This is a genomic window from Paenisporosarcina cavernae, assembly GCF_003595195.1.
In the GTDB taxonomy this organism is placed as follows: Bacteria; Bacillota; Bacilli; order Bacillales_A; family Planococcaceae; genus Paenisporosarcina; species Paenisporosarcina cavernae.
On the sequence record NZ_CP032418.1, the window covers coordinates 148,393 to 160,771 of the forward strand.

The following is a 12,379-nucleotide window of genomic DNA, read 5'->3' on the forward strand; positions in this document are numbered from 1 at the left end:
GTTCATGTGGGGCACATTTTACTAGTAGATGATGATCAAGCGTTACTTGTATTTGTCCAAAAACAACTAGAATCGGCAGGGTACATTGTCCGTGTAGCATCGAACGGTGCTGCTGCTCTTTCTGTTCTTGGCAAAGAGTCGTTTGACCTTGCGATTGTCGATGTGATGATGCCTTACGTGGACGGCTTTGAATTGGTACGAAAAATACGAGAAACGACGTCGATGCCAATCATTTTATTAACCGCAAAAGCAGCACTTGAAGACAAGGAGAAAGGCTTTCGATTGGGGACAGACGATTATGTGGTAAAACCGTTTGAAATAAAGGAATTACTCTTTCGCATTCAAGCGTTACTGCGACGCGCGGGGTTGGAACATGCAGAAGCGAGCCTTGTTCCTATTGGAAAAGCGATCATTGACCAACAAACGTTTGAAGTGCGTATAGATTCCAAGACACTGTTGCTTCCCTTAAAAGAGTTCGAACTTCTTTTGTACCTTGCTTCTCATGTGAGACGCGTCTGTACGAGAGACGAGCTTATCGATCAAGTTTGGGGATTGGATTTCTCCGGAGACGAGCGAACAGTAGATGTACATATTAAACGATTGCGTCAACGATTCCCTGAAGAAGAGAGTGGCTTTCGAATCAAAACTCTGCGCGGAGTGGGTTACTCATTGGAGGTAACAGAAAGATGAAGACACTTTACACAAAGTTTGTTGTCCTAACGATTGGAGTTATAATCGGGAGTTTCCTTTTCGCGTTTATACTTTCGAATATGTATTATCAACTGCATTTAAAAGAACAAAACGATGCGAAAAATACGGAAATTGCGCACGAGGTTAAAACCTTCATCGAAAAACATCCAGATGTCTCAATGGAGGAATACCTTACGAGTATTAGCGAAGTGGGGTATCAGCTGTGTGTGGTTGATCAAGCGGGAACTAAAACGTTTTATGGTGCCGCCTTTCGAGAAACGTCACTGTCTCCTCAAGTGCTCGAACGTGTTTGGTCTGGTGAGACATATCACGGGATGAACGAATTTCCAACGAAAACATTTGTGACGGGCTATTTTGCGAATGAATTGCGGAATTCGATTGGCGTTCCTGTGAAGCGAGAGAACAATAATATCGCGCTCTTCATTCGTCCAAATATTGAACAGCTGTTTAATGAAATGCATATTCTTTTTGGCTGGATTGTCGGTATTGCCTTTTTTGCGGCGATTATTTTTGTACTGATCAGTACGAAATTCCTCGTACAACCAATCAGTGAAATGACGAACGCAACTAAGTCACTGGCAGAAGGAAATTTCAATGTTCAATTGAACACAAAAAGACAGGACGAGCTTGGGAAGCTTGCAACAAGTTTTCAACATATGGCTCGGCAACTTGAACAATCAGACGACATGAAAAAAGCGTTTATTTCCAATGTTTCGCACGATATCCAGTCTCCGCTATCAACGATTAAAAACTATTTGGAATTGACTGCACAAACTGAAATCAAAGAAGAACAATCGGAATATAGCGCGATCATTCATTCAGAAGTTAGTCGATTATCCACGTTAACGAGACAATTGTTACTACTAGCTTCACTTGACCAGCACGATTTTCCTGCGATGACTGCGCAAGTCGATATTGCGGCACAGTGGAAAGAAGTGATTCGAAATTATCAATGGATCCTACAAGAAAAAGAACTAAGCCTTGACTACTCTATTCCCAACGCCATATTGCAGGGAGACGCGTCGATGTTATATGCTGTGTGGGATAATGTCTTAACGAACGCGATCAAATATACACCGCCACACGGACGGATTGACATTACAGTCGAAAAAACAGAGGACTCAGTCGGCGTAACGGTGAAGGACGACGGAATTGGAATGACACCAGCAGAACTTGAACGAATCTTTGAACGTTTTTATCGAGCCGATTCAGCTAGAGGTCGCAATGTGGAAGGAACAGGCTTAGGGCTTTCCATCGTGCAACAAATTATCGAGCTCCACAAAGGGACAATTGACGTAACGAGTATCCAAAAAGAAGGGACAACTGTGAAAATGACATTTCCAACTGTTCTTCCGACATCGACTTAAGGAACCTTTCTTTTCAGAGTTTGTTGTTTTATACTAAAGAAAATGTTCGTTCAGGTGATGGAGTTCACCTTTAACCGCCGATGGCTAATGACTCCTGCTGGTATTTTTGTGATGCCTAGCAGGAGTCTTTTTATGTGTAAGGGAGTGTGTGACGCATGTTATATCTACTGATCGGATTAGCGGGTTCGTTTGGCGCGATTTTACGGTACGCGCTAGGTGAACTATTTTATAACCCGGATATTATTTTTCCGTTTCCGACGTTGATCGCGAATTTACTTGGAAGTTTTGTGTTGGCCTGGTTCACGACACATATCGTGTGGAAATTCAGGCTTTCCGATGAAGTAAAGGCTATTATTGGAACAGGATTTGTCGGATCGTTTACCACGTTCTCTACGCTTAGTGTGGAGACGGTGACTCTTTTCCAAGAGAGCCATGTGTTTCTCGCTTTTCTTTACATTTTCAGTAGTATTGGTGGAGGACTTGTCATGAGTCGCATCGGTTTTCGACACCGGAAACTGGAGCCGAAACGATGAGTATTTCGAGTATTCTACTAGTCGGTCTTGGGGCATTCTTCGGGGCAAATAGTCGGTATATTGTAAGTCGGTGGATTAGTGTGAGATGGAAGAGGTCATTTCCATTGGCGACCTTTCTCGTAAACGTTGTTGGTTCATTTTGGTTAGGATTTTTAATAGGAAATGATGTGCGGACTTCTGTTATGTTACTAATCGGTACAGGATTTCTTGGTTCTTTCACTACGTTCTCGACATTCAAATTAGAAAGTATTCAACTACATTTAAAGGAAGAGCGAAAGGTCGTTCTTCTGTATACGGTGCTTAGCTACGGAGTAGGAATCCCCCTTGCGTATATCGGCTATTTGATTGCCCATCATTAAAAACGTCTGAGAATGGGAGAGCCTCTCAGACGTTCTTTTCTATAGATTGTTCATCGCATTTCGGAGTAAAGAAAACACGTTTTCTAATTCTGTTTCTGGAATTTGTCCGAGCTGATCGCCTAGGCTTAGTTCAAATCCTAGCGTCTCGTCAGACATTTCTTTCACGTAACTAGTAATGCCAATATCCGTCGTTTTCATGACCGTTGTGAAAATTCGCTCTAGCTCCTCTTTGGAGGCATCGATATGCACATGAAACATATTGGAAACTGGCGTTTCTGGGACTGTCTGAATGTGTGCACACGTATTAAATAATTGAGCGAGTTTCTTCGCATTCTCATAATACTCCGGCATTTTATCGTGACGTTCATCAAAGTAAGCATTTGCTGTCACGATATACGGATACAAACTGATTAAGTTACCACCATACCGCTGTTTCCATACTTTCGCTTCTTGAATAAAGTTGTCACTTCCTGCTAATATAGCGCCAGCGATTCCACCTATTCCTTTATACATGGAGATATATGCACTATCAAATAGTTCGCAAACTTCTGCCGCTGTTTTTCCGTAGTAGGGTAAGATTTCGTATAATCGTGCTCCATCTAAATGCAGGTATATCCCATTCGTTCGACAGTAGGAGGACATGCGTACGAGTTCTTCCCACTCGGGAAGTTGACCGCCGATTTCTCGCTGTGGTAATTCAAGTAAAACGACCGCTACATCAGTTGGCATCGATTCAAGATCATGTATCGTCACCACGCGATTTTCCTCTCCAAGAAGATGGACGTCGAGGTGGTGAAGTTCTTTTAGCCCGTCTGCTTCGTGGATTTCCAAATGACATAGTGGATGATAGGCGACTTTCTTTTGCTTCTTTTTATCTGCCCAAAGTCGAAGTGCAATTTGTTGCGCCATCGTTCCGCTAGGAAAAAACACAGCGGATTCTTTCCCTAAATATGCCGCCATTTTTACTTGGAACTGCTCAATAATTTCTCCATTGCCATATATATCGCTTAACGTTTCGCTGTCCAAAGATTCGACGACATCTTTTAAAACTCCTATGTTTCGTTTTCCGTGACCAGCTAATTGGATAGATGTCGCTTGGAAAGCTTCGGATAATGCGTTGGTTGTTACCATTTCATCATTCCTCCGTGTAGAAGTATTAGGTAGAACTAGACGTAGTAGAGACAGGGGCAGGATATTTCACTCCGTTTTTCACGATTTTCTTTTCGATCAGTTCCTTCGGGTCTAACCCCAAACCGTCACATAGCATTAATGTGTAGATCATGACATCCGCAATTTCATCTTTAATATTGTCGATGTTTTCTTCAATCGCTTCCTCACTGGAACGCCACTGGAAATCTTCGAGTAACTCTGCTGCTTCAATGGAGATTGAAATAGCCAAGTCTTTTGGGTTATGATGGGCTCTCCAGTTTCGTTCGTCTAGGAATTCATTAATCGCGGTAATTAGTTGTTGTATATCACTCATGTTGGCACTTCCTTTTTTGTCGTGGTGAACGATTAGTCGTTTAACCCTTTTCCGTTTAAGATGTGTGGGATGTACTTTTCCACTCGAGCAAGCCGTGTTTTCGATTGTTTGGCTCCAGCAAAATGCAGCAAATATGCACGTTGTCTTCCTGGCGTCAACGATTCAAATGCTTCTTTTAATGCTTCTGATTCTTCCAGTTTTTGCTGGAATTCTTCTGGCATTTCAAATTCTTTCGTTGTTTTCATTGGAACTTGCTTACCAGATTTCTCGACGTCAATCGCTTGTTGAACAAAGTCGAGTATTTCCGACTTCATCGAGACAATTTCGGATGCCTTCGTAAACCGAAGCTGTCGTCTTGCTTGGACGTTTTCGGTTTGAATCACTAAATAGTGATGCGGATCGGTCAATAAAGATCCTTTGAAAAACAGAAGAGCACAGTATTCTTTGAAACAATGAATCAGGACGATGTTTTTCCCCTCTAAGGTGTAACAAGGATTCATCCATTTATAGTCTTCTGTTAATCCTGTTTCTAGCATCAACTCTCGCAAAATCGTGACTTCTTCTTTCCATTTTGTCGCTTTCTCAAGGTAAAGCTCCACGTTTGGATGTTTTTCAGCTGTCATGTTGAAATCCCTCCTAGCTTCGATAGAATTGTAGTACTATCATATCGCAGTAAATAATGAACAACAAATAGCAGGAGGAACGTATGACGGAATTATTTCATCTTGGTGCACATGCCATCATTCAAAACGAAGATGGCAAGGTTTTATTACTTAAGCGTACTTATGGTAACAAGGGTTGGAGTCTCCCAGGTGGGGGAGTGGATTCTGGTGAATCGATGTATGACGCCTTATTACGAGAATGTATAGAAGAGCTGAGTGTCGTAGTTGAGAACATCGTAATGACAGGAATCTACTATCATCCCAGCATACGGACGCATGCGGCAATTTTTACGTGTACATTAACAGAAAACGCGGCGATTCAATTGAGCGCAGAGCACTCGGAATATAAATGGGCAACGCTTGATGAACTAAGTAAAAGTCAGCGAATTCGCGTCCAAGATGCAACTTCTTTTTCAGGGAAAGTTTACTCCCGCGTATTTAAGTGATTTCGGTGCGAAGTGTGATGGACAAAATCGCAGATAGAAACATACGGTAGGGAATTACACTAGAGAAACCTAGCTAAAAAATATCTTTATTTCAAACAAAATAAATGTAGATTATTGGAAATGAATCTTTATAATAAGATTAGGATGTTCGTTGAAAGGATGTGAAGAAGTGAAAAATTTTATCAAAACGGCGCACCATTCTGACCACGCGCTCGAAATTATTTTTTCTTCTTTGCGTTGGTTATTTTTAGTTATTGCAATTGCTGTTTTCTTATTTCAATATTCGCAAGACCCTAATCCCACAAAGGGGTTATTTTTCATTGGTCTTGTCCTATTTGGGATATTATATATGGGAATTTCGGAATTTTACTTGCGTGTGAGTGAAGAAGGTTCACAGCTGTATACGATTATGACAAAGGGTGGGCCATTTTTTGATTTTATCGCTTTTTCGGCACTTGTTCCGTTAACAGGAGGTATTGATAGTCCGCTTATTCCTGTTTCGTATTTAATCATTTTACATATTACGGTGTATTGGAAGCTGTACGGTGGACTTCTTTCAGCTATTTCGTTTGCTGCTGTCTACACGATTATGTTTTTTGTGGAAAAAGGAAGCGCTCTAACAAGTGCGTTGTTTGTAGAATTTGCATGTACCGTTTTGTTCCTATTGCTGATTGGTAGTCTTGGTGGACTAATTGTCTCGCGTGAAAGAAAATTATATATCGATAAAAATGCTCTGACAGAAGCGGCAAATCGAGATTATTTGACTGACTTATTGAATTACCGCGCATTTCAACAAACCTTGATTGATCAACAATCGAGTTGTCAGGAATTTTACTTAGTTCTAGCAGATATCGATCATTTTAAACCTGTGAATGATACATATGGTCACGTCATCGGTGACAAAGTGTTACGACGAATTGCTGCGCTTATTGCTTCCATTGTTCCGAAGCATCGAGGGAAAGTCTTCCGATACGGCGGGGAAGAGTTCGCTATTTTGCTTGACGGATTATCGGATGAGGAAGTTCAAGCTTTACTCATGGAAGTAAAAGAATCGATTGCTTCGCAAAGTTTCCACTACGATGAGCAAACGTTTTCGATCACACTTAGCTTTGGGGTGTCTAAATGCAGTGGGGAATCGTGTGAAGAATTCGTGAAAAAAGTCGATAAATTGTTGTATCAAGCGAAGGCAGAAGGACGAAATCGCATTGTCTTTTCGTAATCTGAACGTAGCGACGAGTGTTTCATTGCCCAAAAAAGGGTCGAATTATTGTGTGTTTTGGATGGTGAAATGAAGTGAATAGAGATTTTTTGCCCACGATTTACATCTTTCGTGGGCTTTTCGCTTTTCAGGCTTGTCAAATGGTTTATACTATATAGGTAGAGTTTTTTTGCTAATTCAGTTTTGTATAGATAAATCGAAGTTTAAGGTGAGGAAGGTTACGATGAGTAAAAGTCAAAAAGAAATGGAAATCGTGTTAATCGGTGCTGGTATTATGAGTGCAACGCTTGGGACGATTTTAAAAGAGTTAGTTCCAACGTGTTCGATTACGGTGTATGAGAAGTTGGATCAACCTGGTGAAGAGAGTTCGAATGAGTGGAATAATGCCGGGACAGGGCATGCTGCGCTTTGTGAGTTGAACTATACGAACGAGTTGCCGGATGGCACGATGGATATTTCCAAAGCGATTAATGTGAATGAACAATTCCAAGTGTCGATGCAGTTTTGGTCGCATTTAGTGAAAAACGGAATTTTGTCCAATCCCGATAAATTCATCCAGCCGTTACCGCATATGAGCTTGGTAATGGGAGACGATGATGTGGCGTTTCTAAAAAAACGCTTTGCTGCAATGACGGCTAATCCATTGTTTAAAGGAATGGAGTTTTCAGAGGATCCAGCGACGTTGATGGAGTGGATTCCGCTTATTATGCAAAATCGTGAGCTGAATGAAGCAGTTGCGGCGACGAAAATCGATACTGGTACGGACGTAAACTTTGGTGAGTTGACGCGTATGTTGTTCGATCACTTACAGTCAAAAGGTGTGAACGTTCACTACAATACGAAGGTGGAAAATGTTTCTCGCACGAAAGAAGGCGACTGGGAGCTGAAGGTGCGTAATCGTTTTAGCGATCAAGTTGAAAAGCATCCAGCGAAGTTTGTCTTTATCGGCGGCGGAGGCGGAAGTCTTCATTTATTGCAAAAAACAGGAATTCCGGAAAGTAAGCAAGTAGGAGGATTCCCTGTTAGCGGAATTTTCATGGTATGTACGAATCCGGAAATCATCGCGCAACACCATGCAAAAGTGTATGGAAAAGCGAAAGTAGGGGCACCACCGATGTCGGTTCCTCATTTAGATACACGATTCATCGAAGGAAAAAAATCGTTATTATTTGGACCGTTTGCTGGCTTCACACCGAAGTTTTTGAAAACAGGTTCGATGATGGACTTAATTACTTCTGTGAAACCTAACAACGTGGGAACAATGTTAGCAGCTGGTGCGAAAAATATGTCGTTAACGAAGTATTTAATCGAGCAGTTACTATTAACGAAAGAACAACGCATGGAAGAATTGCGTGAGTTCATCCCACATGCAGAAAGTGATGACTGGGATTTCGTCGTAGCAGGTCAACGTGTACAAGTCATCAAAGACACGGAAGCTGGCGGAAAAGGAACACTTCAATTTGGAACAGAAGTTATTACGTCTGAAGACGGTTCTGTTGCAGCGTTACTAGGAGCTTCTCCTGGTGCGTCAACTGCTGTGCATGTTATGTTGCAAGTAATCGCCAAGTGCTTCCCAGAACGTATGAGTGAATGGGAGCCGAAGATTAAAGAAATGGTACCATCTTACGGATTACGATTGATGGATCATCCAGAACTATTAAAAGAAATTCACGCTTCAACAGCGGAAGTGTTGTTAAGTGGCGAAAAAGTAGAATAACAAGTAGAGCCTCGTTCTAGAAATAGAGCGGGGCTTTTTTGTTTGGCGGGAGTAAGGTGGTGGCTGCGGATTTGTGGTGGCTGCTAGAAATTTGATAAGTGACGAATAGAAAATTTGGGCGCACGGCTTTTAGATTTGTAAGGTATAAATGCTCCTTGGTGACAGGAAGCAAGGTGTCATGTAAAGAAAGTAAAGCATGTTGAAACGTAAGTGTCGTAAGTTCGTCTTTACATGTAGCACATAATTATTTACAAAAAGAGGCTGATTACATGAGTAGTATTGCATACACGATAGGGATGTCATTTATCATAGCTTTCCTATTTATTGGTTGTTTGTATGGGTCAACTATTCAATCGGAGACGTTATTTGCAGTTGGTGGGATGGTTGCTATTACTTTATATTTTTTAATAGGTATTCCTACACTACTGATTACTAAACACAAAACTAGAAGGTCAAGAATAAAATCGTATGTAATTTCAACTGCGATTGGTATTCTGATTTACTTTATCTTTTACAGTAAGATTGGTGAGTTGGATGTAAATGAAATTCTTCATCTTCTACTACCTTATAGTTTCATGGCAGGGAGTATCCTAGGGTTGTTTTATTTCCTTCCGATTGAACTTTATCGTTCTAAAAAGGACTAATATGTAGTAGAACCTATCATTAGTTTTATTGACGCTCCCCAACATTTACTTTGATCAGAAACCCAATAGAAAGTATGGCAATTACAATAGCGTAAATAATTCCAACGAAGTCGCCGTAGGAGTCAATTAATAGCGACATTGCAAGAGTGAGTAGACCGATAATGAAAGTAAAAATACCTGCATCTCGTGCAAGTCTTTTCTTGTCCCCTATAAAATTTTCTTCATGATAACCAGCAAGTAGCCATAACTTTTGTTTTTTCCAAATGAAATAGCTTGCGAGAAAGAATAGTAAACTAAGTGCAATTCCAATGTACATTTTACGAGCACCTCCAGGTAAATGGTTGTCCATTACATACGATTTACTTGTGCAATGGTTTCAAATAAGTGGAAATGGACAGGATTAAAAGCCTTTGAAAAATAAGTTCAAACAATAAATCAATATGATTGTAATACTAAGTATTAAAAGTGATATACGTTCCAGGTAAGTACCTTTTTTCGATTCCATTTTTTCTCGATAATGTTGTTGGATTTTCTGTTTGTCAGTTGAGTTCATGAAATTCTCCTTTGTGAAAGAAAGTCTGAATTAGTTGCTAGCGAATGAGGATTGTTCGGTAAATTAACTTCAATTATCTATCATTTTATCATATGAAAAGGAAATTATTTCAAGTTACTTTTATCAATAACATATATTAACCAATTGAGAGAGAGTATAATTTTCCCTAACTGGCAAAAAAACAGGAGCTTTCGATGTTGCAGTGGAATGGAGTGTTTTGCAATGAAACCGACGGATGAACAACTTGCAATGTGGGGAAAGACGTTTGTTCCCCCTTTAGATATATTTTTTGTGAAGGAAGAAATAGTGAAGGATTTAGCTTGTCACTTGGACCAAGTGTTATTGATGCCGAGAGAAGAGTTTAATGAGCATACATCTTACAAGCAGATTCTGTACGCGAATAGCTACGAGTACTGGAATGTGTCAGAGGAAGGGACATTTGTAATCGTCGCTCACCCGGAGTGGGTAACTTCTTTGCCTCATGATGTGCTGGAAAAGTTGCTTCAACTTCAAATTGAACTGGAACGAGGATTGGTGTATCCAATAGAAATTTTTGAGGATGTACACCTATTCCCTTTGGAATATATAGTGCGGTGGAAAGAGAAACAGTACGTTGTATTTCAAGGAAAAATGTGGTGTCAGCTGACTTCAGAGGTTAAAAACGCTGCTTTGTTAGCTATTGCAAATGAATGGGAAATAGTGACGGAGCAAGACATTACGATTGAGTTGCCAGATCATTTAAACAAGTATGCGAATACATATGCCACAACTGGCGGCAGCAATTGTTTGTCTTCCACTTTGTATGCTGTCAGGGGAGTTGAATGGAGGCTGCATGAATGGGTGCATCCAAGGACGTTTATCGCAGGGATTGTACGCGCGGGTTATGAACGTTTAAGTATGAATGAGGAACCTTATCACTCAGGGGACATCATCGTTTGGGAGAATTCGGACGGAGTGGTGCAACATGCTTCTTATCATATCAAGGATGATTTGTTTTTTAACAAAAACGGGCAGACCTTTTTTAATGCATGGAGAATTATTCGTGGAGAAGATTTGAGAAAAGTGTGGAGTGACTACGCGGCTGTGATTTATAGAAAAGTGGAGGGAAGTTAAATAAGGTGACGATTTCGATCAAATCGCTTCCGTTATAACTAGAAAGTTGCACGATACAACCACCACTTTCTGCATTCATTCCAATAAAAAATCCTAAAAATAAAGTGCCCCGACATTATTAAGCGCAACTAATAATGTGGGGGCACTATGAATAAGTAAGAATTACATTTTTTCAAAGAATTTAATGCGTTTTAGGATTGCTGCAACGGGTAGTGCAATGACGATTCCCACGGCATTTTGAAGTAGATTTCCTGGAATGGATGCAAGTGGCGCATACCAGTTTCCGTAAAGGATTCCTTCACATACATAGTACACGGCAAGCATAACTGGTAGTCCCAAAATAATGCCGATTGTGTTGAAAACGATACTGTTTCCTTTGCGACCGTTTGCCCACGCGAAACGACCAACGATGTAGCCTTGAAGTCCTCTGGCAATAAACGTAAATGGTGCCCAAAGAGTCCAACCTGATACTAAATCGAATAGTGCCATTCCGACTGCGCCAGCCATGGCGCCTTTTTTAGGTCCAAATAAAATCGATGCAAGGAATAACATTGCTGTTCCAAGGTGAACCAATCCGCCGTTTGATGCGAATGGTAAACGGATGTTTAACATAAGCGTTGCGACGAATACAAGTGCGATAAGCATTGCTGTAATAATTAAATTGAACGTTCTCTTCCGAGTGGACGTGTAGCTCGCTGTATTTTCCATTTTATGTCCCTACTTTCGTGTAATTTCATTTCTTACTGTACCAAAGGTCTGGATATTTCAAAAGGTTCAGTTTTTCGAAATTTAGAGTGGTCAGAGAAAAATTGTTTGTACCATTTTTTTCTTGCATAGATTAAATGGAAGGAGGAATTATGCTGCAAGAGAAATTACCAGTGGAAATTAAAGTGAAAAAGTTATCGGATGGACCAGAGAAAGTGATTTACTTTCCGAGAGTGGTAGGCATGACGGACAGTTCGTTTCAGCGAACGATAAATGAATCTATTGAGCACCAAGTACATCAAATGATCGCCACGCAAGAAACGAATATGTCCTCGCCAGTGGAAGAAATGGACGGTTATTTCGAAATCAAGAACAATCAATGTCAAGTACTGAGCTTGACCCAAACCAATTACACGTATCATCGACACGCGGCGCATGGTCTCACAATTTTGCGTTCACTCACGTTTGATTTAATAGAAAAACGAACGTGTACATTGCGCGATTTATTCAAGCCTGGAAGCAATTACGTGAAGCGTCTTTCTGATATTGTGCATCAGCAAATTAAAACACGCGACATTCCGCTCATTGAAGAATTTGATTCCATCAAACCAAACCAGTCCTACTATTTGGCAGACAAGTGTCTTGTGCTATATTTTCAAGTCTATGAGCTGACTGCCTATGTATATGGATTCCCAATGTTTCCGATTTCCATCTATGAGGTGTCAGACATTATTCGGGAGGATGGACCACTAGGAAGATTATCGGAGAATAATTGATGAAGAGGAAATGAGTGTGTTCGTAGTCATTAACAATGAAGAAAGTTATCATAAAAAATGACCCGAAATGAAAAGAAAACGATAAGCATCT

The 12,379-nt window shown here is 40.6% G+C and carries 15 protein-coding genes and 1 riboswitch; of the genes, 10 read left to right on the forward strand and 5 right to left on the reverse strand.

Going from position 1 to position 12,379, the window contains the following annotated elements:
• The first annotated feature begins 6 nt into the window (after positions 1–6).
• The 4 genes from D3873_RS00795 (at position 7) to crcB (D3873_RS00810) (ending at position 2,970) form a co-directional block, all read left to right on the forward strand.
• Complete coding sequence (locus D3873_RS00795) at positions 7–690, forward strand: response regulator transcription factor (RefSeq protein WP_119882221.1); 684 nt, start codon at positions 7–9, stop codon at positions 688–690.
• Positions 687–2,078 carry a sensor histidine kinase gene (locus D3873_RS00800; RefSeq protein WP_119882222.1) on the forward strand — a complete coding sequence of 464 codons (1,392 nt, stop codon included), beginning with the start codon at positions 687–689 and terminating at the stop codon, positions 2,076–2,078. The genes D3873_RS00795 and D3873_RS00800 overlap by 4 nt, the downstream gene beginning before the upstream one ends.
• A gap of 44 nt (positions 2,079–2,122) precedes the next feature.
• Positions 2,123–2,182: riboswitch (Fluoride riboswitch) on the forward strand.
• A gap of 51 nt (positions 2,183–2,233) precedes the next feature.
• Positions 2,234–2,611 (forward strand): fluoride efflux transporter CrcB, encoded by a 378-nt coding sequence (crcB, locus tag D3873_RS00805; protein WP_119882223.1) that lies wholly within the window; start codon positions 2,234–2,236, stop codon positions 2,609–2,611.
• A gap of 2 nt (positions 2,612–2,613) precedes the next feature.
• Positions 2,614–2,970 carry a fluoride efflux transporter CrcB gene (gene crcB, locus D3873_RS00810; RefSeq protein WP_119884439.1) on the forward strand — a complete coding sequence of 119 codons (357 nt, stop codon included), beginning with the start codon at positions 2,614–2,616 and terminating at the stop codon, positions 2,968–2,970.
• Positions 2,971–3,009: 39 nt separating this feature from the next.
• On the opposite strand, the gene D3873_RS00815 is transcribed toward crcB (D3873_RS00810), so the two are convergent.
• From D3873_RS00815 to D3873_RS00825, 3 genes are read right to left on the reverse strand one after another with little or no spacing between them, the layout of a single operon-like run.
• On the reverse strand, positions 3,010–4,101 hold the full coding sequence (locus tag D3873_RS00815) for a threonine aldolase family protein (protein ID WP_119882224.1): 1,092 nt from the start codon (positions 4,099–4,101) through the stop codon (positions 3,010–3,012).
• A 25-nt stretch (positions 4,102–4,126) separates the two neighbouring features.
• Positions 4,127–4,453, reverse strand: a complete 327-nt coding sequence (locus D3873_RS00820) for a nucleotide pyrophosphohydrolase (RefSeq protein ID WP_119882225.1) — start codon at positions 4,451–4,453, stop codon at positions 4,127–4,129.
• A 32-nt stretch (positions 4,454–4,485) separates the two neighbouring features.
• On the reverse strand, positions 4,486–5,076 hold the full coding sequence (locus D3873_RS00825) for a YdeI/OmpD-associated family protein (protein WP_119882226.1): 591 nt from the start codon (positions 5,074–5,076) through the stop codon (positions 4,486–4,488).
• Between the two features lie 83 nt (positions 5,077–5,159).
• On the opposite strand from D3873_RS00825, the gene D3873_RS00830 reads away from it, so the two are divergent.
• From D3873_RS00830 to D3873_RS00845, 4 genes are all read left to right on the forward strand, one after another.
• Positions 5,160–5,561 (forward strand): NUDIX hydrolase, encoded by a 402-nt coding sequence (locus D3873_RS00830; protein ID WP_119882227.1) that lies wholly within the window; start codon positions 5,160–5,162, stop codon positions 5,559–5,561.
• 169 nt (positions 5,562–5,730) lie between these two features.
• A complete protein-coding gene (locus D3873_RS00835) occupies positions 5,731–6,780 on the forward strand; it encodes a GGDEF domain-containing protein (protein WP_119884440.1) in 1,050 nt (349 codons plus the stop codon).
• A gap of 208 nt (positions 6,781–6,988) precedes the next feature.
• Positions 6,989–8,497, forward strand: a complete 1,509-nt coding sequence (gene mqo, locus D3873_RS00840; RefSeq protein WP_274379958.1) for a malate dehydrogenase (quinone) — start codon at positions 6,989–6,991, stop codon at positions 8,495–8,497.
• Between the two features lie 269 nt (positions 8,498–8,766).
• The gene (locus D3873_RS00845; RefSeq protein WP_119882229.1) at positions 8,767–9,141 is read left to right on the forward strand and encodes a hypothetical protein; all 375 of its coding nucleotides are present in this window, start codon (positions 8,767–8,769) and stop codon (positions 9,139–9,141) included.
• Between the two features lie 25 nt (positions 9,142–9,166).
• Here the strand turns inward: D3873_RS00845 and D3873_RS00850 are convergent, their stop codons facing one another.
• Positions 9,167–9,457 carry a DUF3784 domain-containing protein gene (locus D3873_RS00850; protein WP_162920092.1) on the reverse strand — a complete coding sequence of 97 codons (291 nt, stop codon included), beginning with the start codon at positions 9,455–9,457 and terminating at the stop codon, positions 9,167–9,169.
• A gap of 459 nt (positions 9,458–9,916) precedes the next feature.
• Here D3873_RS00850 and D3873_RS00855 point away from each other — a divergent pair, with 459 nt between their 5' ends.
• Positions 9,917–10,807 (forward strand): hypothetical protein, encoded by an 891-nt coding sequence (locus D3873_RS00855; RefSeq protein WP_119882231.1) that lies wholly within the window; start codon positions 9,917–9,919, stop codon positions 10,805–10,807.
• A gap of 162 nt (positions 10,808–10,969) precedes the next feature.
• Here D3873_RS00855 and D3873_RS00860 read toward each other — a convergent pair whose 3' ends face one another.
• Positions 10,970–11,515 (reverse strand): ECF transporter S component, encoded by a 546-nt coding sequence (locus D3873_RS00860; RefSeq protein WP_119882232.1) that lies wholly within the window; start codon positions 11,513–11,515, stop codon positions 10,970–10,972.
• 149 nt (positions 11,516–11,664) lie between these two features.
• On the opposite strand from D3873_RS00860, the gene D3873_RS00865 reads away from it, so the two are divergent.
• On the forward strand, positions 11,665–12,288 hold the full coding sequence (locus tag D3873_RS00865) for a DUF3298 and DUF4163 domain-containing protein (protein ID WP_205536273.1): 624 nt from the start codon (positions 11,665–11,667) through the stop codon (positions 12,286–12,288).
• Positions 12,289–12,379: the final 91 nt, after the last annotated feature.

Bases quoted from the DNA above. Each gene is read 5' to 3' on its own strand.
- D3873_RS00800 (WP_119882222.1), top strand. From the start codon at position 687: ATGAAGACACTTTACACAAAGTTTGTTGTCCTAACGATTGGAGTTATA.
- crcB (WP_119882223.1), top strand. From the start codon at position 2,234: ATGTTATATCTACTGATCGGATTAGCGGGTTCGTTTGGCGCGATTTTA.
- D3873_RS00815 (WP_119882224.1), bottom strand. From the start codon at position 4,101: ATGGTAACAACCAACGCATTATCCGAAGCTTTCCAAGCGACATCTATC.
- D3873_RS00820 (WP_119882225.1), bottom strand. From the start codon at position 4,453: ATGAGTGATATACAACAACTAATTACCGCGATTAATGAATTCCTAGAC.
- D3873_RS00825 (WP_119882226.1), bottom strand. From the start codon at position 5,076: ATGACAGCTGAAAAACATCCAAACGTGGAGCTTTACCTTGAGAAAGCG.
- D3873_RS00830 (WP_119882227.1), top strand. From the start codon at position 5,160: ATGACGGAATTATTTCATCTTGGTGCACATGCCATCATTCAAAACGAA.
- D3873_RS00845 (WP_119882229.1), top strand. From the start codon at position 8,767: ATGAGTAGTATTGCATACACGATAGGGATGTCATTTATCATAGCTTTC.
- D3873_RS00850 (WP_162920092.1), bottom strand. From the start codon at position 9,457: ATGTACATTGGAATTGCACTTAGTTTACTATTCTTTCTCGCAAGCTAT.
- D3873_RS00855 (WP_119882231.1), top strand. From the start codon at position 9,917: ATGAAACCGACGGATGAACAACTTGCAATGTGGGGAAAGACGTTTGTT.
- D3873_RS00860 (WP_119882232.1), bottom strand. From the start codon at position 11,515: ATGGAAAATACAGCGAGCTACACGTCCACTCGGAAGAGAACGTTCAAT.
- D3873_RS00865 (WP_205536273.1), top strand. From the start codon at position 11,665: ATGCTGCAAGAGAAATTACCAGTGGAAATTAAAGTGAAAAAGTTATCG.